General features: G+C 46.4%; 19 protein-coding genes and 1 tRNA gene. 4 read left to right on the top strand and 16 right to left on the bottom strand.

Annotated features, from left to right (window positions below; all coding sequences use genetic code 11):
* Nucleotide 1 precedes the first annotated feature (1 nt).
* Both J3L18_RS26910 and J3L18_RS26905 read left to right on the top strand, forming a co-directional pair.
* A complete protein-coding gene (locus J3L18_RS26910) occupies nucleotides 2–760 on the top strand; it encodes an IS5 family transposase (protein ID WP_129571991.1) in 759 nt (252 codons plus the stop codon).
* A 59-nt stretch (nucleotides 761–819) separates the two neighbouring features.
* Complete coding sequence (locus tag J3L18_RS26905; RefSeq protein ID WP_208102375.1) at nucleotides 820–1,797, top strand: hypothetical protein; 978 nt, start codon at nucleotides 820–822, stop codon at nucleotides 1,795–1,797.
* A 162-nt stretch (nucleotides 1,798–1,959) separates the two neighbouring features.
* Here J3L18_RS26905 and J3L18_RS26900 read toward each other — a convergent pair.
* A tRNA-OTHER gene (locus J3L18_RS26900) sits at nucleotides 1,960–2,041 on the bottom strand.
* Nucleotides 2,042–2,204: 163 nt separating this feature from the next.
* Between J3L18_RS26900 and J3L18_RS26895 the strand changes: the two genes are divergently transcribed.
* Both J3L18_RS26895 and J3L18_RS26890 read left to right on the top strand, forming a co-directional pair.
* Nucleotides 2,205–3,494, top strand: a complete 1,290-nt coding sequence (locus tag J3L18_RS26895; RefSeq protein WP_129568362.1) for a tyrosine-type recombinase/integrase — start codon at nucleotides 2,205–2,207, stop codon at nucleotides 3,492–3,494.
* 47 nt (nucleotides 3,495–3,541) lie between these two features.
* On the top strand, nucleotides 3,542–4,648 hold the full coding sequence (locus J3L18_RS26890) for a hypothetical protein (protein WP_129568361.1): 1,107 nt from the start codon (nucleotides 3,542–3,544) through the stop codon (nucleotides 4,646–4,648).
* Between the two features lies 1 nt (nucleotide 4,649).
* Here J3L18_RS26890 and J3L18_RS26885 read toward each other — a convergent pair whose 3' ends face one another.
* The 15 genes from J3L18_RS26885 to J3L18_RS26815 form a co-directional block, all read right to left on the bottom strand.
* The gene (locus tag J3L18_RS26885; RefSeq protein ID WP_129568360.1) at nucleotides 4,650–4,916 is read right to left on the bottom strand and encodes a helix-turn-helix domain-containing protein; all 267 of its coding nucleotides are present in this window, start codon (nucleotides 4,914–4,916) and stop codon (nucleotides 4,650–4,652) included.
* A gap of 86 nt (nucleotides 4,917–5,002) precedes the next feature.
* The gene (locus J3L18_RS26880) at nucleotides 5,003–5,797 is read right to left on the bottom strand and encodes a hypothetical protein (protein WP_129568359.1); all 795 of its coding nucleotides are present in this window, start codon (nucleotides 5,795–5,797) and stop codon (nucleotides 5,003–5,005) included.
* Nucleotides 5,787–6,299: a hypothetical protein gene (locus tag J3L18_RS26875; RefSeq protein WP_112659168.1), complete on the bottom strand. Its 513-nt coding sequence runs from the start codon at nucleotides 6,297–6,299 to the stop codon at nucleotides 5,787–5,789. The genes J3L18_RS26880 and J3L18_RS26875 overlap by 11 nt, the downstream gene beginning before the upstream one ends.
* A gap of 203 nt (nucleotides 6,300–6,502) precedes the next feature.
* A complete protein-coding gene (locus tag J3L18_RS26870) occupies nucleotides 6,503–6,781 on the bottom strand; it encodes a hypothetical protein (protein WP_129568358.1) in 279 nt (92 codons plus the stop codon).
* A 56-nt stretch (nucleotides 6,782–6,837) separates the two neighbouring features.
* On the bottom strand, nucleotides 6,838–7,296 hold the full coding sequence (locus J3L18_RS26865) for a PH domain-containing protein (protein WP_129568357.1): 459 nt from the start codon (nucleotides 7,294–7,296) through the stop codon (nucleotides 6,838–6,840).
* 89 nt (nucleotides 7,297–7,385) lie between these two features.
* A complete protein-coding gene (locus tag J3L18_RS26860; protein WP_129568356.1) occupies nucleotides 7,386–7,784 on the bottom strand; it encodes a hypothetical protein in 399 nt (132 codons plus the stop codon).
* A gap of 194 nt (nucleotides 7,785–7,978) precedes the next feature.
* Nucleotides 7,979–8,749 (bottom strand): DUF4099 domain-containing protein, encoded by a 771-nt coding sequence (locus J3L18_RS26855; protein WP_129568355.1) that lies wholly within the window; start codon nucleotides 8,747–8,749, stop codon nucleotides 7,979–7,981.
* 2 nt (nucleotides 8,750–8,751) lie between these two features.
* Nucleotides 8,752–9,936, bottom strand: coding sequence for a zincin-like metallopeptidase domain-containing protein (locus J3L18_RS26850; RefSeq protein ID WP_129568354.1), 1,185 nt, complete (start codon nucleotides 9,934–9,936; stop codon nucleotides 8,752–8,754).
* Nucleotides 9,881–10,252 (bottom strand): M23 family metallopeptidase, encoded by a 372-nt coding sequence (locus tag J3L18_RS31135; RefSeq protein WP_223266109.1) that lies wholly within the window; start codon nucleotides 10,250–10,252, stop codon nucleotides 9,881–9,883. The genes J3L18_RS26850 and J3L18_RS31135 overlap by 56 nt, the downstream gene beginning before the upstream one ends.
* A 101-nt stretch (nucleotides 10,253–10,353) precedes the next feature.
* Nucleotides 10,354–10,761 (bottom strand): hypothetical protein, encoded by a 408-nt coding sequence (locus tag J3L18_RS26840; protein WP_129568352.1) that lies wholly within the window; start codon nucleotides 10,759–10,761, stop codon nucleotides 10,354–10,356.
* A 20-nt stretch (nucleotides 10,762–10,781) separates the two neighbouring features.
* Nucleotides 10,782–11,186: a hypothetical protein gene (locus J3L18_RS26835; protein WP_129568351.1), complete on the bottom strand. Its 405-nt coding sequence runs from the start codon at nucleotides 11,184–11,186 to the stop codon at nucleotides 10,782–10,784.
* 57 nt (nucleotides 11,187–11,243) lie between these two features.
* Nucleotides 11,244–11,663, bottom strand: coding sequence for a hypothetical protein (locus J3L18_RS26830; protein ID WP_129568350.1), 420 nt, complete (start codon nucleotides 11,661–11,663; stop codon nucleotides 11,244–11,246).
* Nucleotides 11,660–13,660: a type IV secretion system DNA-binding domain-containing protein gene (locus tag J3L18_RS26825; protein ID WP_129568349.1), complete on the bottom strand. Its 2,001-nt coding sequence runs from the start codon at nucleotides 13,658–13,660 to the stop codon at nucleotides 11,660–11,662. The genes J3L18_RS26830 and J3L18_RS26825 overlap by 4 nt, the downstream gene beginning before the upstream one ends.
* 118 nt (nucleotides 13,661–13,778) lie before the next feature.
* Complete coding sequence (locus J3L18_RS26820; protein WP_129568348.1) at nucleotides 13,779–14,441, bottom strand: hypothetical protein; 663 nt, start codon at nucleotides 14,439–14,441, stop codon at nucleotides 13,779–13,781.
* Between the two features lie 14 nt (nucleotides 14,442–14,455).
* Nucleotides 14,456–19,912 carry a helicase-like domain-containing protein gene (locus J3L18_RS26815; RefSeq protein ID WP_223266108.1) on the bottom strand — a complete coding sequence of 1,819 codons (5,457 nt, stop codon included), beginning with the start codon at nucleotides 19,910–19,912 and terminating at the stop codon, nucleotides 14,456–14,458.
* Nucleotides 19,913–19,921: the final 9 nt, after the last annotated feature.

Here is a 19,921-nt window from a genome sequence, read left to right as displayed (position 1 = left end):
AATGACAAATTACCCAAGCAACTTAAGCGATAGCCAATGGCAATTTATATCAAAATACTTTGATACACAACGTACCCGTCGTTATGAACTGAGAGAAATCATAAATGGTATTCTTTACCTGGTAAAAACGGGCTGTCAATGGCGTATGCTACCAAAGGATTTTGCACCCTGGCAACTGGTTTATTACTATTTTAACACATGGAAAAATCAGGAGATCTTTGAAGTAATTCAGGAGAGCCTCGTTCAGCAAACGAGGTTAAAGCAAGGGAAAACCGAGCAACCAACGGTTGGTATAATTGATGCTCAATCTATCAAATCAACACTTGTAAGCAGCGAAAGCAGGGGTTTTGACGCAGGAAAAAGAATAAAAGGGATCAAACGTCACATTATTGTTGATACGCTTGGGATGGTGCTTGCTGTGGTTATTCAAAGTGCTTCGGTTCAGGATAGGGACGGAGCGATGGATGTAATCGCTAAGCTATTTGAAACATGGAACAATATCATTAAAATATTTGCCGATAATGGTTACCGGGGCGCGCTAATCGATAAAGTGAAAAACAAATTCAAAATAGCTTTTGAGGTAATAAAAAGAAGCGAATTACACATCTTTAAAGTATTACCAAAGCGCTGGATCGTAGAACGGACATTTGCATGGATCGATACTAACAGAAGAGCCGCTAAGAATTATGAGCGTTTTAACAATACAAGTACTGCCATCGTTCATTTATCTGCCATAAGAATTATGTTGAACCGTTTTTAAACAGCTTCTTAGTTTATCCATTTGCTTTTGAGGGTAAACTCATTCAATATATTGGCAGGGTGCAACGATCAGAAGTATCGCCTGTTATTTACGATTATCGTGACCATAAGATCAGCTACCTGGAAAGGCTATTTCAAAAAAGAAACCTGTATTATAAGAAGCTTGATCAAAATGGTTTAACAACTCCTATAGATGAAAGTGAAATAGTAAGTGATCAAATCAATGAGAAGATTGAGGTGCCAATTGAACAATTAGAGTTCAGATTTGGCAGCATTGCTTTCAAATATCCCATTGCTGAATTTCATGGCAAGGAGGTCGAGTTTGAGATTGAAAACCTGAATGTTAGACCGGAGTTTACCGTACTTAAACCATACTTTATCCGGTTTCTTAAAAGCACAACAGCATTAGTTAATATCCGGGCTACTTTTCAATATAACAGGTTGGTATTTAAATCGGCCTCTTCTAATGATCTTGATAAATTAAACCGCGAGGTTATTGAAAGTGTCAAGTTCCGGTTCTTGAATAAAGAAATCATCAAGAGCATCCCGGCAAGCGAAGAAAATTTATTGGATTCGGGTCAATTACAGGGAGGTCAATTACAGGGGGGCGGTGAGCAATTGCTTTACACCAACGAAGATGACCTTTTGGAAAACATACTGGCTCTTAAGCAATATAAACATCACCGACACCTCCGTTACCTTTCTCAAAAACACGAACGAACGATACTGAAGCTCCGTTTTGTATTAGAACCTTTCTCCTTTGTATTTTTACTTTCCGGTAATAATCAATATCATTTGGTTTGGGAAACATTAGACACCGAAGAAGCGACCTATATATGGCATATAGAAAAGTCTGTTTATGAACTTGAACGAAGTATCAAGAAGATAGATGGGCTGCTTGGACAGATACGAACAAAGGGGCGGCAGCAATATCTTGAAACAAATCCCGAACATTTTAGCCGTATCGTACATGACTATTCAAAAGACTCAAAAGGGCTTATTATTTGGAAAGATTTATTGGAAGAAAAACTGTTCTAATTCATTTCCAAAACATTCCTTGTGGAGAATAAATTATTTTAAACAGCAGTAATTAAACTACTTACTTCCAGCGGTTTAAAATATTGTAAAAAAGAAGTCCGCCATCAGGGAGCCATGAAAAAATGCCTAAATAATTGAAAATCAATTATTTAGGCATTCAAGTGGAGAATATCGGAGTCGAACCGATGACCTCTTGCATGCCATACGGGATTTTGAAAAATTCAACCAATTACAAAAATAATTCAAATATCTAATTATCAATTATTTAACGACATTTTTATGACAATATTTTTCGGTTTTAATTAGCTTTTTTATTACATTTGTTTTATCACAGCTTTATCACGACAGGTAAATGATAGAGCACTTGCATACATACACGCATACAAAAAAACATTAAAACCGATCGTATGGAGATTGTTGTAAAACCAGTCCTTTGGACTTACAGAGAGATAATTGAAACCGATAAAAATTATGTTATCGGAGAGCATGAGGTACGGATAAGGATGATGCAAAACCGCGTACCTAAATATATGACCACGGGCTTTAGCTGCTCAGTTGAAAACTGGGATGAAGATAATAGCAGGCCAAAAACCTCACATCCTAAATTCCTTGAACTGTCTGCCAGGATCAAAAAGATCGCTGATGATATTGATTACGAAATAAAAACTGCCGAGAAGGCAAACCGCCCGATCACACATGTAGAAATTAAGGCAAATCTTACCAATCGCATTCAGCTGGCAGCAGCCCCTGAAAAACCGAATAAGATATTGGCTTATATCCAGTCTATCATTGATTATTACGAGTCGGTTGATAATCCGGGTTATGCTAACGTTTTTTATAATAACAAATTAACGGTTAAGAAATTGTTAAAGGATAAGGATAAGATGTTTTTAGCGTTTACCAAATCGGATCATGAGGCCTATGAAAAACAGATTTCAGGCTGCACTGAATCAACCCGGAGCCATTATTTACGAACCTATTACCGCGTTTGGAATTTAGCGATTGCCGACGGTTTGTGTAATAAAGATCATCATCCTAAGAAGTACATTAAATTTAAAGCTTATAAAAGGATCAGGACTAAAAAGCGTTCGATCAAACTCGATTACTGGGAAAGGATCCTCAACCTGAAACCGGCAAAAGAGACCCGCATCTACCGTTCACACCTGCTCATGCGCTTCATGTACTACGCCAGGGGTATGAACTTTAACGATATGATGAAACTCAAGAAAGAGAATTTTGTCAATAACGGTATTGTTTACAAGCGGTCGAAAAATAAACGCAACTATGATTTTGAATTGCATCCGGAGGCCATAAAGGTGATCCAGATATTTGAGCAGTATCCTGACCAGTCGGATGCCGGGTATATCTTTCCTTTTATTATGAAGGAACATGACACCGCGAAGAAAATTGATGTCCGGATAGATTCTGCATTAAAGGATTTCAATGAAGATTCAAAGGCAATGGCGGAGGCCATTGGCTGGAAAAAACAGTTTACCTCGAATGCTTTAAGGCATGGTTTTGCGAGCCATCTGAATGAAGCGGATGTGGACATTAAAATTATACAGGAGGCGATGGGCCACGAAACCCAGGCCGATACACGCATTTATTTGGCTGATATTGAAGACAGCATCATTACTGAAGCCATTAATGGCGCACTGATCAAACCGGGAGCAAAAAAGAAACGGGAAGCTGCCTGATGGAAAACTTCAGGAAGGTTTTCCCATCTTTGGTAATATTTTATTAAATGCCCGAATTTCTTCAGCATAAAAAAACGAACTCGATCATCAGCGCGAAAGACCGCAGGATCGTGTACTTCAGCTATGAGGACTTTATCGATAAAATTGTAAAAAGGCACCATTGTTTTATTTGCGGCATATCGCCGAAAAGAAAGACCTTTAACAATGAACATGTGATACCCAACTGGATCTTGCGGAGCTATGGCACGCCGGCATCCTTTATGATCCTGCCCAATCAGACTACTATAAAACATACTAAATATACGGTCCCGTGTTGTGCTGACTGCAATACGGAATTGGGTAAAACACTGGAGATACCGGTGAGTACCTTATTAAAGAAAAGTTATGATGAGGTTTGCGCGGAGTTGGAAAGAGATGAAAGATTGTATCTAAAGCTCTTTCATTGGGTCGCCTTGCTATTTTTCAAGACGCATTTAAAAGACACTTATTTACCAATAGAGAGGGATAAAAGAAAGACGTCGGGAACCATTGCAGAAACGTATTGCTGGCATGAGATGTATCATGTGCATAGTATCGTCAGGCATCATTATTCCGGCGCCAAAATAAATGACAAGGTTTATGGGACCATTGTAGTTTATGAAGCATTGGTAGAAACCGAAGAGGAAGAATTTGACTATCTGGATAACCTGAACAGTCAGATCGTTATGGTTAAGGTGGGAAAAATTGTGATCCTGGCTGTGCTGAATGACAGCAGGTATTGCATGGCTTGTTACAAAACCATGCTAAATAAAATTACCGGGCCGCTCAATTCCGTACAGATCCGCGAACTGTTCGCCCGTTTCCGTTATTTGAATATGAACATTAAAAAGCGCCCTGCCTACTACACTTTGATCGATCCGGGCAAAAGATATCACATCCGTGCGCGAATGCCGAAGAAAATCGAGATCTTAAAGCAACATGAAGAGCATATATCCCTGTTTAAATTGATGCGACTGTATATCGGCGATCTTATGCCGCCTGAGTTGGAGAACCGGGAACAGTTTTTAAAAGACCTGGAAGAAGGCCGGGCGCAATACCTGTTTGACTGCGATTTTAATTTTTTCCAGCATCTGAGTTTTCAGGAAAAAAAGAAAAAGGAAGCGATAAAAGTTTAAATTAAAGTGTGGTGTATTTTGATTTAGATAAATACTCATCTATTTCTTCTGCATTATAAAAACAGACCCCGCCTAATTTGGTAAAGGGAATTTTTTTACGGTTACGAAGGGTTTGTAAGGTTACTTCTGAAATACCTAATAATTCAACGACTTCATGTGTCTTCAGCCATTTCTTAGGTTGCTTGATGTTCAATAAATTCTCTATATCTGCTAATAACCGCAACCGGAATTTTTCCAGGTCATCGGCAGTTAATATTTGTACGTCCATGATCAATAAGATTTTCAATTAAGGAAGCGTAAGGGTTACCGTTGCGGTTACGCCCGCAGGTCAGCCTGCGTTTAAAATTCAAGTTTCTACCTTCCGCGTTTGGGGGTGCGGCCAGCATTATCCGTTGCGTTGTCTCGCTTTTGAATATTCTCTTCAATAAACCTGGATAAGTTCGTTTCGGACAAGTGGGTTACTTTCGCGCTGAGGTTCATCTGAAAGGGGTGCTCAAATAACAGGTCTGTCTCTCCGATACCATACTGTCTTGCCACGGCGACGGGATCGAGTTTTACTTCATAAGGTATTTCGAGCACTACGACATTTTCCGGCAATTCAAACAGGTTTTCATCCACCTCAAATAGCTCATGGGTTTCCGTGTGGTAAAAGCAAAGGTATTCTTCCCCGCTGTCCGACATTTCCATGTCCCTTAGACTGATATTTTTCCAGGGCAGTTCAGTTTCCCGCAATTCCCTTAATCGCCAGTCGATCGTAAAATCGGTGCCAGCCAGGTCAATATGCGGCAGTTTGCCGGACAGCCGGAGTGTGGTATCGTTATCGGCCAGATAGAATCCCCATTCTTTATGCTGACTTAAGCTGTTCAGGTCCTGTATAAATTCTGGTGTCAGGGAGCCAGGCGCGTCGAGGACCGGCGCGGGAATGCGCATGTTGAGGATATGATCGTCGTGTTTCCCGGATTCGGGCCATTCCGAAGAAATCTTATTGCGGCTCTTATCGAATTTAGCAGAATAATACCCCTCTTCTTCTTTTAAGTCAGCGAAGGGAATAATATTGTCCCGTTTGTTAAACTGTACCAGTTCCCGTTTAACGGTATCGATGATAAAAGGGGCTGCTCCCATGACGACTGTTATTTCTTTACTTTCCATGATGTGCGTTTATGGAATCCGCCAATTCGATCAGTTTCGTCAGCAGTTTAACATGCTCCTGCCTCACTTTCAGCAGGTCTACCGTCAGTCGCAAGGCCTCGGTCAAGGTATTTAGATCTATCCCTTTTAAAGTAAATGACATGTTGATATCGTCCTCACTGATCACCGTAACATGGGAAACTTTAAAGTACCGCATCAACCTGGTCTGCTGCACTTTAAATTCTTTAACCTGCAAGGGATCAAGCCATTTGACCGTTTTATTGGCTAAACCGGTGCTGACCATCAGCATATCCGGGCTCACTATATATAGCTCCGAACAGAGTAAAAAGAAGCGATAGAAGAAAACCATCAGGATCAACAAATTGGCGATGATCAGCATGGGATGGATCAGGAAAATCGGCGGAATTGAAAAATAGTAGAGTATCCACCAGGGAGCTGTGCGAAGCAATAGATACGCAGTGGATGGCCGGAAAGGCACCATCGCAAATGGGAACAAGTTCATTTTGGTAAATTTTAGGGTTCTTAAGAAAGGGGCTGATCACTGCAACCGCAGGAATGCCGGCTGATAGAAAAATGTCAGCCTTGAAAGGTATTTAAAAAGAAAGGTCCCTTAGCGCTCGCCGCCGGGACCTTTCAACCTAAACCTTATCACAAATTGCGGGCAGATCGCCCGCTTTTAAGATGTTACAAAATTAAGCATTTAATTTAATAATGCCTGTTAAACGCAGAATTGCGCATATATTCATTGAACCTGCGCTGGTATTCACGCTCTTCATTCAACCTGCGACTGAGGACGCTACATCGCCAGGCGCATAAACCACAGGCTATAAAGGCAACTGACAAACAAGTTAAGGTTTCCTTTCTCGCCTCTGCTCTCTGTTCCGGTGTCATTTTTTCTTTACTATGCTTTCGGCCAACTGCACCGAAAAAAGCAAACATGGAAATTAAACAGGCCAATAAGATGTTGCGGACAATGGCTTTCATGGTGCGATTTTGTTAATTAAAATTACTAATTTACTTAGTAATTTCCAAGTTTTTTTTTAATTTAATTCGTAAATATTATTGGTTTTCCGGGCCGACAATACCCTGTCCCGTATGGTATCTGTGATGGTCGATTCAGGAATGCCCTGGAACTGGATGACGGGATTTTCCGGGTCGGTACTTTTTAAGGTAAGGTACATCAGCTTGCATATTTGCAGGATAAAAGACTGTGTGATTATATAATCTTTTACCCTAAACATCTCTACCTGGTCTACCCGTTTAAAAAAGATGCCGCGTGTTATCCGGATATACTCAGCAGTTACCAGGTATTGAAAACTGCGGATGTACAGGAGCCGGTACCAGGCGGCGGCACATACGGCCAGGCTGAATAAAATAAAATAAGGCGACAGCCACCAGGCCAGCAAAAGGAAAGTGATGGCAAGCAGGATCATCGGCAGGGCTTTCAGAAAAGCGAACAGCATGGCCGGTTTTAATAAGATATCATCGTTTTGCATCATTTGTTATTGATTTAAATTATATGATCGGTGAGTTCATGTGACCGGCCATTCGAAAATCGCGTACAGGTTACCGCCCCCGGTAAAATTTATTATGTCCTGCTGGTTTGCAGCTGGTCTAAAAAAGTTAAAGCCAGGCGGGCACACGCGGTACGAAAGCGGGGGCGCAAGCCAAATGCCTCCTGGAAGGCATGTAAACTAAGGCGTTCATCGCTCGTTATCAACTCACGCTCATCATTGTATATGGCGACCTGGTGGCCCGTATGAAACATCCGGACAGGCACATTCCTGATGCCGGCTGCCATTTTGATAGCGGTCAGATGACCCAGCAGGTCCTTTCCGAAGACCAGGGTAAACTTTCGTTTTGGAAAGTGCTGCCTTATCCAGGATGCCTGCCCGTCATGCAGCCTGCTGCCAATGGCAACAAAGGCCGTTTGCTGTAGCCGGGGATAATGATGACGGTGCAGGGTGACGAGGGCTATCGCTTCCATCGCGGAAAAGGAGACCACGACATGGGAGGCGGTTTCTGGTCCGGCCAGCCATAAATTTTCGGTGGCCGGCAGCCTATGAAACCCTTCGCCAAAATGTTCTGCGGAATCACCGTACCGGAAAACAAGGTCATCGCCTAAATGGAAAAAATCCTGCACTTCGGGCGGTACCCCCAGCCGGGTCAACAGCGGGTTCATCAGCGTGACCTCCCGGCCCGCGTACGTTCAAACTGGTGCGGAACAAAACCATGCTGGTTTTCGATGTCTTTAAGCGCCTGGTGATAACCGGGGCTCAATTTTTCAGCAGTTTTTTGATCGCGCTTTTGGTTAAACAAGGCGTTCAGCCCTTTATAGACCATATAGGATAGCCCGCCATCGATCAGGATCGAGGCAACCAGCCTGAGTTTATTGGAGCGTATGCCGTGGTGATCTGTTGCAGAGTAGCTGAATTTGGTGCCATCGGCAATCCGCACTTCTCTGCCCTTGCGGTAATTTTCCTTTTGGGCCGGCGTCAGAAATTCATTGTTGACCATATCCGGCGCCAATATCTTGTCGGTATCCGAAACGATATACTCCCTGGTTTCCGGATCGTATTCCACCAGCATTTCTTTTTTATTGCCACGGTCATCCACCGTGATCTTGAGTAAGCTCGCTACTTCCCCTTTTCGCAACTGCTGCGCTTCGGTCTCGTCGAGAAACTCCGGCGTCGCCGCTTTGCGGTATACCGGGTGAATAAGCAGGTCCAGTTTCCCGGCCTCATTAGGTTTGAGCGAGATCTTGGCGTTGATGGATTTGATCCTAATGTTTTCGGCTTCAAGGTCATGCAGTTCCATTAACCCTGTCCGGCGACCTGAAAGCAAAGCTTTCAGGTCATCGACATTTAACAGGAGCTGGCCGCCTGCGGCCAGCCCGATGGTTTCCAGATCCTTGATCGGGAGCTCATCTTCTTGAAAGTTAACCAGGTTCATTTTTAACGTCCTATTCTGTGTTGCTGACCCTGTTCCTCGGACTGGCCCTGCTCTTCTTCCAGTACCAGGTCGGCTTCGCGGTCGCGCGGGTTAGTTTTGGCCTCCAGCAGGGATTTATAAAGGCCATATTCCGGTTTCAATACTTTGCGCGCGCCGTCTGCATCTTCCACCTTAATGCTTTTGGTCTTGTAGGTCTCCAGCACCTTGTAGGTAGTATCCATATAGGCGATCTCGTCGCCCTTTTTAAAACCCACAGCCTCGGCACCCTGCTTTTGTTCGCGTTTCTGGTTAACCCCCAGCAGCAGGTTCGCAATTTTTTGGGCGTCACGTGAAGCTTTGGCGATCTCAAAAGGTTCATCTTTCAGGATCTTCGCGAAACTGCTCATATAAGCGGCCTGCTGACCGAAATTATGGCCGATCTTTAATTCGCCGCCGATCAGGATGGCGGCAACGGCAGCGCGCATTTCTTCGCGGGCGTAGTCCAGCGAGGCGAATTTTCCCTCCATCGGGCGGTTCAGGCGGTCCTCATGGCCGGTCCAGTGCGCCAGCTGGTGAATGGCCGCCTGGTAATACTTCGTCTCATTTTCAAACTGTTCCGGCTCGGGCAGGAAAATGGCATCGCGCTGTTTGTCGTAATAGGCTTCCTGCCCGCCGTGGATGATCACGGCTTTGCTGTCTTCGATCAGCTTGGCGGCGCGTTCCACAGGTGATAGTGTTTGGCCCTCGTTCTGTTTGGCCAGAAATTCTTCCAGGGGTTGTATGTCCTTGAGCTGACTGCCGTTAAAGAGAAAGGCCTGGCCCTGTTGCGGCTTTTCAAACTCGACGGTTTTGGTCTGGGTCACGCCCGCCTCATCCTTGATACGCTGGCCGTCAGCCGTACGGATGGCCTGAATGTCACTGGTCTTGGGAAACTCGATCATCGTTCCCTTTTCATCTTTTTTGACCCAGTTACCGGCATAACGGGCGGCGTCTGCCGACATCCATCTTGGATCGTCATGGCGCTGCATCCCGAGGATCAGCGCATTCATCGCGCTGTAGCCTTTCCCGGTGGTGGGATTAATCGGTTTAACAAAGGCAGGCATGCCGTTTTCTTTAACCGGTTTTTGAAAAAGGGAATTACCCTCTTTGATTTCACCGATCAGCTTGTCTGAAAGCTGTACCGGAAGTGGTTTGAAGTTTTTGCTCATTTTCTTGTTTAATTAGCAGTTCATATAAAAATTTAATTGGATTGATATATTGATGCCTGTAGCAAATGCTGAAGTGCAGATGCTCGCCGGTCACATGTCCGGTAGCGCCGGTAATGCCGATAGGCTCACCAGCGGTTACGCTATCGGTGGGTATTACAAAAATTTGGCTGAGGTGGCCGTATATGGATTCAACCGCTCCATGAACCAGCCGGATGTTTATGCCAAGGCCATTTTCATAGCCGGTGGATCTTACAAAACCATTAAGGATAGCATAAACCGTGTCGTGGCGGGCTTTGAGATCGACGCCCGCGTGCATGGCATATTTGCCGGTAAGCGGGTGGATACGGTAACCGTATGCTGAATTTATTTTTAGGTGTTTGAGGGGCAGGCAGACCAGGCAGAAGCTGATCAATAGCTTCATCGGCTGTACGATTTGGCCAATTCCTGTTTTGGTGTTTGGCTAATTGATTCCAATACTTTTTCCTGTAAACCGGGATGATCGTTCGCTATGGCCAATGCTGAGTATAAAGCTTGTGAGGTACCCCTGTCCTGCAATAGCATGATCTTGTACATGGCCTTAAAATCCTCCAGCGGCATGTTGGAGCCATTATTGGTCAGGTCATTGAAAACCGCCTGTTTATCTTTAAGCATCATGACCTGACCGGCAGGATAAAAGGCTTCCCCTCCCTCGGGGAACCTTACATAGTTCTCTGTTTCAGACCTGGCGTAGGTCAGAATGCCGATGTGTCCCTTTTTTTCTTCGGGATTGTTTGCTAAATCCGGCTGCACTAAAACGAGTGTTCCGGCTAAAGTTTGATTTTCCATAATATTTAATGTTTAAGATGTTACCTGCCTGTTTTTCGGGCGGGGGCCAGGCCAATGGCTTCATTCAGGCGGATCGTTGCCTCACGGTGGAGTTCCGGGTCGTCCTGTAGGAGTATATAGGCTTTTTTCAGCTGTTCGGTCGATCCCGATGCTTGCAGCAAAGCAAGGGTTTGCAGATTTTGGGCTACGGGTGGCCATTGGACGGCTTTGTATTTTTCCGCCAATTCCTTTAATTCTTCAGTAGCTCTAAGGACAAACAATGTTTTAGCGCTGAAGGAATCTACTTCCTCGTCCTCAAATCTTACCCATATCTGGTCTGCTTCAAAGTCTGTAAACTCAATAATGCCGATCTTTCCGGCGTGGTCAGAAGTCCAAAGGACCGGGCTGATCATGACCATCAAGCCCATAGTTTCTTCCTTTTTCATGCGAATTGCTTTAAATGGTTGTTAGATTTTGCAGGCGGCGGGTTGGCCTGCAGGAGCCTATCTTTTCAGGCCCCTGGTTTGATCTATTCCAAGAAACTGGTCTAATCCAATTGTTACTGCATCGTGAATGCTGCCGTTCTTTTTAACCAGTTCCATGGCGGTACGGATATGTTTTTCCGTTCCATGATCTAATAAGAGGGCAATATTTTTCAGGTCTTTAAAATCATCTACGGATAGTGTCAGCGCATTTTGGTGCATAAAGTCATAGATATCGCCGGGCTCTTTGAAGGTTAGCAGGGCGTCAGCACTGTAGAAGCCAACTTCATAGTCGTCAAAACCCACATAAAATTCGTCCGTGTTCAGGATCGCTGCGGTTATAAATCCGATCTCCCCCTGTTTATTTACCGGGTCATTTTTAAGATCAGGGTGTACCAACAAATAATGGGGTAATTGTATTTCATTCGGGTCTTCTTTCATTTCTTCATGGTCGCTTTAATGGGTGTAACGGGCGCCGGCGGCTTGAAAGCCAATACCATTTCCTGTATCTCCTGGCTGATCTGGTTAAAGTTCTGCCGGAGCTTTTCATCCATTTTGCCGCCAAAGTCATAGAAAGACGGTAAGCCCTTGTAGCCTTTTTCTTCCTTGCGGATGGCCTCCATATCGAGATTGATCCGGCAGTTAACGGCTGAGGTTTCAAAAGCCCCGGTGTATTTTTCCTGGGCATCGGCGGCGATCACCCCGACCATTTCACCCGAATTGAGCGATGCGATCTTTCCCGCCGGGATGAGTACTTCCAGCTTTTCATTGAGTGAGGTAGAGGTTTTGTTCCGGTCGATGGATAGCCCTTCACCGATCTGTTTGGATTTACCAAACAGGCGCTCCAGCCACTCCAGGGTTTCCTTATTCCGGACCGAGCCGGACAGTACGGTGCCCACTACCGCGGTGATCGTGGCAGCCGTATCTTTCCCATATTGCTGGTTAAACTGGGGCAATTCCTGCAGGCCCATCAAGACGGCGACCTTATTCGACCTGGCAGTTGCGATCAGATTCTCGACCCGGTGGACGAACAAGGTGGGTATCTCATCCACGATCAGCGCTGATGGCAGGTTACCTTTGGTATTGATCAGCTTGGTCAGGCGGTTGATAATGATCGAATAGCAGGCTGAATTGATGTTCTGGGTATTCGGGTCATTGGCTAATACCAGCATTCCGGGATTTTCCTTCGCCGATATTTTCAGGTCGAAGTCATTGCCGGAAAAGACCCAGTACGTTTCCTTCGTTGCCAGGCGGCTGATGAATATCTTGAGTGTGCCGATCTGGCCCTCCAGCTGATCAAAGGCTTTAGCGTTGTAAGCGGTCATAAAGGGCGATAGGAGCGAACGCAATTCGGGTTCCGAGGTCAGCGCATTAAAAATCTCTTCGTAGGAACGGTTCAGCAGCGCCAGGACATGCGGAAAGCTGGAATAGATGCCACCTTTGTACTTGCTCATGAAATACACGCAGGACGCCAGGAAATTGATCGCTGACTGTGTAAAAAACTGGTCGCTGCCGCCTGACCGGTCACCCTTTTTTAACGCTTCGACCAATGCCTCGGCAGTTTCCGCTGCATCGGCCAGCGAACGGATGTAGTCTGCCCGCCAGGGATTGATGCGCCGGCTTTTTTCGATATCGTTCAAGTTGATGACATGAAAGGCAAAGCCTTTCAGCTTACCGTTCTGCTTGGCCAGCAGGTAATGATAATAGGCGATATGGCCAAGATCGGGAAACTTGAAATCGTACAGGCAGACCGCAAACTCTTTGGCGATGAGCTGGCGAATAAAAGGATTGACAATGGAAAAGCTTTTACCGCTGCCCGGGGTGCCGATGACCATGGTACCGCGAAAGACATTACAAATATTGATCCAGCCGTTCCTGACCTTGCCCTTATAGTAGAACAGCATCGGGATATTGACGGAGTAAGGCGTATCTACCCTTTGGATGGGCTGCATAAAGCTTTCCGCTTCGGTGTTCCATTTATCCTTGCCCAAGCCCGAGCGGATGAACTTGGAAATATTGTCCATAGACAGGCTGACCAGCAATGCCCCGGAAAACGAGCAAACCAAATACAGCAGGTCATACCAGCCCGTATAAGCAAATGCTAATGAGGAAGCCCTGCCCTGAAAAACAAGGGAGCCAAAGAATAAAAACAGACCGAGCGCAAGCGGGTAGACGATATGCTTTTTAGGGTCGAGGTCTGTTTTCTTTTTTGCCAGCGTACCGATGCTGACCAGGCAGATGAGGCCAAACGTTGTCAGCTTACTATAAACCAGACTGGAATAAATGACCAGGTGACTGATCTTATCCAGGGGAGTAAAAAAAATGCCCCAGAACGGGGCATCGTGGTAAATAAAAATAGCGGCTTCCAGTCCTATGGATATATAAATTGCGCATTGCAGGAACCCATGGAGTTTTTGCTGCTCTCTGGTTTCTTCCATAATATGATTTGATTTTTAATGGTATGGAAGGAGCCCTTCGGGGTTCTTCCATAAATAAGCGGATTAAAATGAAAAAGTCACCGGCGCACGCGGATGACTTAGGTGATGAATGGATGGTCTAACGACCTATTCGCCGCTTTTCATCGGGCCAGCCCTGATGTCTGCTAGGTTCAGGGTTATTCCATTCGTTCAGGAGAAAAGCCAGATGCTGACCATCCGGCACCCCGGCAAATACGATATGTTCAGGCAATTCTTCAGGCGCATGATACGGGTCAAATTCATGCAAAAAAGGCACCTGGGTTACGCGCGTGTCGATATAGATACCCGTTTTACCCCCTCGTTTAAACACGTCGGCGAAGCTGATCATGTTCCAGCAATTTTCGGTATCCCGAAAAGCTTTCCGCTTTTCATCCACGAAGAAATCTTTCCCTGCAATTTGGATCACCGGCAGATCTGTCTGAAAATCTTTACGCCAGCCCGGTTTAATTTCGTCGAGCTTTGTATTTCTGCCCTGCGGGTCCATCGCGTCAAACGGGTAGAACCAAAATAGTTTGACCTGTTCGGGAATTTGCCCGGTCAGCGGGCCGTCATAGACCTGTTTTGTTTCCGTATCGTACCATAATTCATAATGATCTTCCAAGCACATCATATCGAACAGGTCGATCTGATTTTCAGGCCTGTCAACTTCCACCAGTGCCATCAGGTATCCATTCACAAAGAACGGTGTGCCTTCCAGTTCAATGACCGGGAAGGGCCCCTTGTAATTATTTTCCTGTTTCATTTGCTTATCCGTTATCATCGTTTAACATAGGCCGGTACGACCTCTGCCTCTTCTTCTAGGGCTTCGCGCTGTTCTTCCCCCGGAATATTGATCTCCTGCTGCGCTTGTGTTTCCTTTTCTTTTTCGGCGATCTTCCGGCTGATCTCTGCTTCGAGCACTTCCATTTCCTTCTTTAGGGAAGCCAGTTCATATTCCTGGTCAAATGGCCGCTGCGTAAGTTCACGGACTTCAGGTATCTGTTTATTGATACCCGCTAATTCCTTTTCATACCGGTCGGCCATACCCACCACCCGGTTGATCGCGTCCAGGAAATAACGCGCCGCGAGTTTGGCATTGTCAATATTCGGCGCGCCGCCGTTCTGCATGTATTTGATCCCGGTAGTCCTGCTCTCGGCATACAGGGAGGTGACATGTTCGATCCTGCTGCTAAATACTGTCTCTACTGTTTGGAGCTTCCGCCGGATGTAAAGGTCAAAGCCGTATAGTTCCCCCAGGAGCAACTCTGGTTTGCTGTAATCCGCAGGCTGCCAGTTCTTGTATAACTCAATAAAGTGGTTTCCGATAGCGATGGCATCTGCCGAAAGCATATCTTTCAATTTTAACGGATTCAGCTTGACGCCTTCTTCGTCATGTTTTAGCACATTTTTATAGGCTGCGTCATCTTTGCGAACCAGTTCCAGTGTGGCCCTGGTTTCCCGGCTTCTTTTTTCCAGGTCTTCCAACAGGTAACGGCTTTGGGAAACCTCCTTGAAATGAGCGCCTTTGTAACCTTCTAATTCAGCCACTTTTTTTTCGAGGCGGGTTTTTTCCAGTAAGGAGGTATCACCCGATAAAATGGCGATGTACTCGGAAAAGCTCATGCCGCTTTGTTCATCGATCGCGCCCTCATCCAGGGTTCGGACAGAGAGTTCGTTATTTTTCATCTGGCTGATGAAGATCTGCTTGTTTTTGAGCAGGTTGAATTTATAGTTGTCCAGTGATTGCTCCACGGCATAGATAAAGTTCCTGACCTTATTGCCATAAAACATTTTGGCCAGCCAGTTACCCTGCCTTGCGCCGCGACCGTCGCGCTGCTCCAGCTCCGACGGTTTCCATGGTATGTCCAGATGGTGCATGGCAACGACCCGTTCCTGTACATTGAGGCCCGTCCCTGCTTTCTCGGTGCTGCCGATCAGGATGCGGATCTCGCCGGCATTCATTTTCCGGAACAGCTCCTTGCGCTGGCGGTCGGTTGCCCAATTATGAATAAAGGTGATCTGGTTAGCCGGGATATTAAAATCATTGACCAGCTTTTCCTTCAGGGCGTCGTATACATTGAATTCACCGGGTTTAGGGGTGCCGATGTCACTGAATATGATCTGCGTTCCTTTATGCGGCGTGCTTTCATGGTAGATCTCCGCGACATTCCTGGCGCATACATTGACCTTGTTCCCGGGATGGTCCCCATATTTTTCAGGGTCGACCAGCCGCATATCGACGGCCATTTTTTTGGCATAGTTGGTCGCGATCAGCATCCGGCCCTTGTCTTCATCCCTGGACAGCGGGCGCCTGCCAATGACCGTCGCGTCGCCGGTCCGGGCAAATTGCATCAGCCGTTTAATAAACTCCTGCTGATCAGGCGTTGGTTTGATATTGACCAGGGTTTCCTCAATTACCGGCTTGTCCAGGTTGATATGTTTGGCCGTCTTGTAATCGGTGATCTGGTTATAAAACAGCGCCAGTTCAGGTACCTTGATAAAATGCCGGAATCGCTCCTTCGCCCGTATCTCATTGGTGACCGTAAATTCAAAATCAACCGTCTTCCGTGCATAGACCGCCGCCCAGGCATCAAAATTGGAGATGCGCTGCCTTTCGAGTTCCCTTGGGCGGAGATACTTAAAGATCAGGTACATCTCGGTCAGGCTGTTGGAGATAGGCGTACCGGACAAAAAAGTGGCGCAGAGATCGGTATCGTAACGGTCCTGTAAGGTGCGGATGGCAAAAAGCATATTCAGCGCCTTTTGGCTGCCCGCGATATTGCCTAAGCCGGCAACCTTCGTGTGCCGGGTCGTAAAAGTGAGGTTTTTGAATTTATGCGATTCATCGATGAACAAATGATCGACGTTCATCTCCCGGAAATTAATGCCGGTATCCTTCCGCTGTTCGATGGACTCGATCACGCCTTTGAGCTTGGCTTCCAGATTTTCCTTCCTGATCTCCAGGCCTTTTAACATCTCGCGGGACACTTCCTCGCCCGCATCCTGCACCGTGCGCAGATCCAGTTCGGTGTTATCCAGCTCAATTTCGAGTATCTGCCGCTGTATTTCCGGCGCCTGCGGTATTTTGCCAAACTGGTCATGCGTTAAAATGATGCAGTCCCAATTGTTGTTTTTGATCTCGTGAAAGATCCGTTTGCGCTTAGCCGGTTCAAAATCATTTTCACCGGGCGCCAGCAACTTTGCTTTCGGATAGGCCAGCCGGAAAGTATCGGTGATCTGCTGCACATTAGCTTTTAAGGCAATGATCATCGGCTTGTGAACAATGCCCAGGCGTTTCATTTCCATGGCGGCAACGATCATGGTGAGGGTCTTTCCAAGGCCGACCTCATGGTCGATCAGCCCGCCGTTGTTTTGCATCAGCCGCCAGGCCGCATTTCGCTGCGAGGAATAAAGGTCTTCGATCTTCAGCGCTTTGAAATCGAGCCCCGGAAAGGTCAGGTGGCTGCCGTCGTATTCGCGGAGCGAATAGCAGTTATAGGTATCGTTGTATAATTTTTCTAAATACTGCTTGTCCTCGTTAGGCAGCTCCATTAACCAAAGCAGGTAGCGCGCCCGCATGGTATCGATCTTCCGGTGCGCATTTTGTATCGCTTCGGTATCCGGCACGCGGACTACTTTGCCGAACTGCTCCACCGGGTAGGTGAAATGCGGATTGGTATTCAGCAAGGCATATTCGAGTAAGGTCCGGCCGGTGACCTTGTTACTTTCCTTTGGGGTTACCGAAAATTCTTCGTTCGTGATGGTATTACCCTTTTTTCCGTAGCTAACCTTATAATCGTCTAATGAAACCAGGTACTGTATTTTGGTATCGAGCTTAAAAAGATCGCTTGCAAAGCGCTCGTAATATTCAATAGGTACCCAGCGCTCCCCCAGGTTAAAGTCCAGTCTTTCAAAGGGTATTCTTTCCGGCTGAACCCGGCGGATCGCGGCAAGGCTCCTGGCGAACTGGAGATTTTGCGGATCGTCTGCGGCCAGCTTTTCGGCGATCTTTAACTTTTGCACCACATCGCCGGACAGGTAATTGTCGGTGGTTTCCCAGGCCTGTGTTTTTGGGTTTAATAAGATCTGTTTCTCCAGTTGTAAAATGATCTCGTCATCGGTCAGGCCGGTGATTTGCCCGATGACCGGCAGATCCACCCGGCCGCTATCGTTCAGGCTGCGCGCCAGCGCTTCGGCAGGGTCGTCGGTTTTCAGCATTTCCTTTTGCTGAAACAGCGGACCGTAAAAAATATCCGACCGGACAAACTTGTCCCCTTCCCTGATCTCAAGCGAGGAAAGCGTTTTAAAACCTAAAGCCGGATCATTAAAGATGCGGTTCCGGTTAATGTTTTTGTTCAGTTCCCCGTATTTGGCGACAAAGGCGTCATAATAAACATTGAGCGAATGCCGTAATTCGGGAAACTGTATCGCGTGTTCGTTCTCATACCCGGAAAGTTCCAGGTAGGTATCACGCAGAGTAATATAATCCTCGTAAAACGGCAGTTCCGGCTGCGGGTCAAGCGGTTTGAATTTTGCCTCAAAGTTGTTTGGTTCGCCGATCAGGCCGGCCTTGCCTTCAAAGATCACCAGGGTATCCTTGATATAAAAAGGTTTCAGGTCCGTAAAGGCCTTTGGTTTATCCGGCAGTAATTTAAAGGCCGGCTCTAAGCTTGTATCCCCTTCGTAGCGATAATCATGACCGAAAAGTTTGAGTTTGACAGAAAGGGCATCCAATTCCTGGCCCAGGCTGAGGCCGGATAGCCATTTTGCCGGGAACGAAATCTCCGAAAGGTTACTATACAGCTTATAACTGTAACGGTTATTCGCTTTGGCACGCGCGGTGACCAGGATAATGCTGTCGTGGTTCGGCCGCGCAGTAGTGCGAACGATGCTGATCACCCGCGCCGTCCCCGCATCTACAAATTGCCTGTCCAGATCATCGAGGTAAGCCAGCGCTTTGTTTTCCTTGTCAGCCTGCACCGGGGCGTCAAACAAACCTAACTGGCCAAAAAGTAATCCGGTGTTGTCAGCTTTCTTTTCCTGTTCGGGTACCGGTAAAAATGTGAATTGTTTCAGGTGCCCTTCTTTTTTATCAAAGGAGATCGCCTGCCATTTGGCGTGATCGAGATTGGCGAACCCGGCAAGCAGCTGTTCTTTGAGTAAGGGGACAATGTTCTCCATTTCCCCATTTTGCCAGGCTACCCGGGAGGCTTTGCCCCTGGCGTTGGTGCCTTCAATGATCTCGTCGGCATAGATCAGTTCGTTCTTATCCGCTAACCAGGCATTCAGGTAATATTTACCAAAAGAATTCTCAACCTCTACGGTATTGATCAGGTGGCTTTCGGCTTCGCTTAGCGTTTCCTTATGATCGTTCTTCTGTACCAGGATCAGGTGCATACCCACCTCTACATTCGCGTTTTCCTTCATCAGGTTGGCGGGCAGTACCGCAACCGTTAACAGGTCAGCCGAGGTAAACAGGTATTTCCTGGCCAGCTCATTGGAAGGATTATTCAGGAAAGCATCGGTAACGATATAGGCCAGTATGCCGCCGTCTTTGATCTTATCCAGCCCTTTTGCAAAAAAATAAGTATGTACTTTGGCTGAGATACCGCTTTTGTTATAAGCCGGATCGTGTACCGCGATTTTGCCAAACGGAATATTGCTGATGATCAGATCGGCTTGCGCCTTTTCGGTGGCTGCGGTTTCTTCGAGTTTTTTGATCTGCACGTCCACCGGCACGTTGTGTACCGAACAAATGGCGGTCAAGATTTTGCCGGTCAGGATATCTTTTTCCACCGCGGTGACCTGTTCGAGGCTTTCAAATGCCAGTACCGCCTCGTCGATAAATACACCGGCCCCGGCGCTGGGCTCATATAAGCGTTTTGGTAATATATTCGCTTCAAGCATGGCGGCATAGATCGCGCCGGGGATATAAGCTGGTGTATAATAGGCGGTTTGCGAACTACTTTTAAGGGCATCAATAGCTGCCTTATATTCTTTTGCGGTCAATTTTTCCTGCAGCAGTTCATGCAGTTCCATGACCTGGGGGTAAAGTTTAAGGTCAGCATTGGAGGCGCCGAACTTTTCCCATTCCGTAATTTCCCCGGCTGGAAAAAGCACGGCTTTCAGGCCGCCAAAGCCGGCATATTTTTTCAGGGTTTGCAATTCTGTTTCGGTGAGCTGCCGGCCGGTAAAGTCCAGCGCGATGCGGATGGCTGCGATATTATCTGCCATCTTCCTTGC

It is taken from the genome of Mucilaginibacter gossypii (assembly GCF_017569325.2).
In the GTDB taxonomy this organism is placed as follows: Bacteria; Bacteroidota; Bacteroidia; order Sphingobacteriales; family Sphingobacteriaceae; genus Mucilaginibacter; species Mucilaginibacter gossypii.
The sequence above is the reverse complement of the archived record's forward strand: the minus strand, read 5'-3'. Positions and strand labels throughout refer to the sequence as shown.

Excerpts from the sequence above, each read along its gene's own strand:
- J3L18_RS26910 (WP_129571991.1), top strand. The coding sequence starts at position 2 with ATGACAAATTACCCAAGCAACTTAAGCGATAGCCAATGGCAATTTATA.
- J3L18_RS26895 (WP_129568362.1), top strand. The coding sequence starts at position 2,205 with ATGGAGATTGTTGTAAAACCAGTCCTTTGGACTTACAGAGAGATAATT.
- J3L18_RS26890 (WP_129568361.1), top strand. The coding sequence starts at position 3,542 with ATGCCCGAATTTCTTCAGCATAAAAAAACGAACTCGATCATCAGCGCG.
- J3L18_RS26885 (WP_129568360.1), bottom strand. The coding sequence starts at position 4,916 with ATGGACGTACAAATATTAACTGCCGATGACCTGGAAAAATTCCGGTTG.
- J3L18_RS26880 (WP_129568359.1), bottom strand. The coding sequence starts at position 5,797 with ATGGAAAGTAAAGAAATAACAGTCGTCATGGGAGCAGCCCCTTTTATC.
- J3L18_RS26875 (WP_112659168.1), bottom strand. The coding sequence starts at position 6,299 with ATGAACTTGTTCCCATTTGCGATGGTGCCTTTCCGGCCATCCACTGCG.
- J3L18_RS26870 (WP_129568358.1), bottom strand. The coding sequence starts at position 6,781 with ATGAAAGCCATTGTCCGCAACATCTTATTGGCCTGTTTAATTTCCATG.
- J3L18_RS26865 (WP_129568357.1), bottom strand. The coding sequence starts at position 7,296 with ATGATGCAAAACGATGATATCTTATTAAAACCGGCCATGCTGTTCGCT.
- J3L18_RS26860 (WP_129568356.1), bottom strand. The coding sequence starts at position 7,784 with ATGGAAGCGATAGCCCTCGTCACCCTGCACCGTCATCATTATCCCCGG.
- J3L18_RS26855 (WP_129568355.1), bottom strand. The coding sequence starts at position 8,749 with ATGAACCTGGTTAACTTTCAAGAAGATGAGCTCCCGATCAAGGATCTG.
- J3L18_RS26850 (WP_129568354.1), bottom strand. The coding sequence starts at position 9,936 with ATGAGCAAAAACTTCAAACCACTTCCGGTACAGCTTTCAGACAAGCTG.
- J3L18_RS31135 (WP_223266109.1), bottom strand. The coding sequence starts at position 10,252 with ATGCACGCGGGCGTCGATCTCAAAGCCCGCCACGACACGGTTTATGCT.
- J3L18_RS26840 (WP_129568352.1), bottom strand. The coding sequence starts at position 10,761 with ATGGAAAATCAAACTTTAGCCGGAACACTCGTTTTAGTGCAGCCGGAT.
- J3L18_RS26835 (WP_129568351.1), bottom strand. The coding sequence starts at position 11,186 with ATGAAAAAGGAAGAAACTATGGGCTTGATGGTCATGATCAGCCCGGTC.
- J3L18_RS26830 (WP_129568350.1), bottom strand. The coding sequence starts at position 11,663 with ATGAAAGAAGACCCGAATGAAATACAATTACCCCATTATTTGTTGGTA.
- J3L18_RS26825 (WP_129568349.1), bottom strand. The coding sequence starts at position 13,660 with ATGGAAGAAACCAGAGAGCAGCAAAAACTCCATGGGTTCCTGCAATGC.
- J3L18_RS26820 (WP_129568348.1), bottom strand. The coding sequence starts at position 14,441 with ATGAAACAGGAAAATAATTACAAGGGGCCCTTCCCGGTCATTGAACTG.
- J3L18_RS26815 (WP_223266108.1), bottom strand. The coding sequence starts at position 19,912 with ATGGCAGATAATATCGCAGCCATCCGCATCGCGCTGGACTTTACCGGC.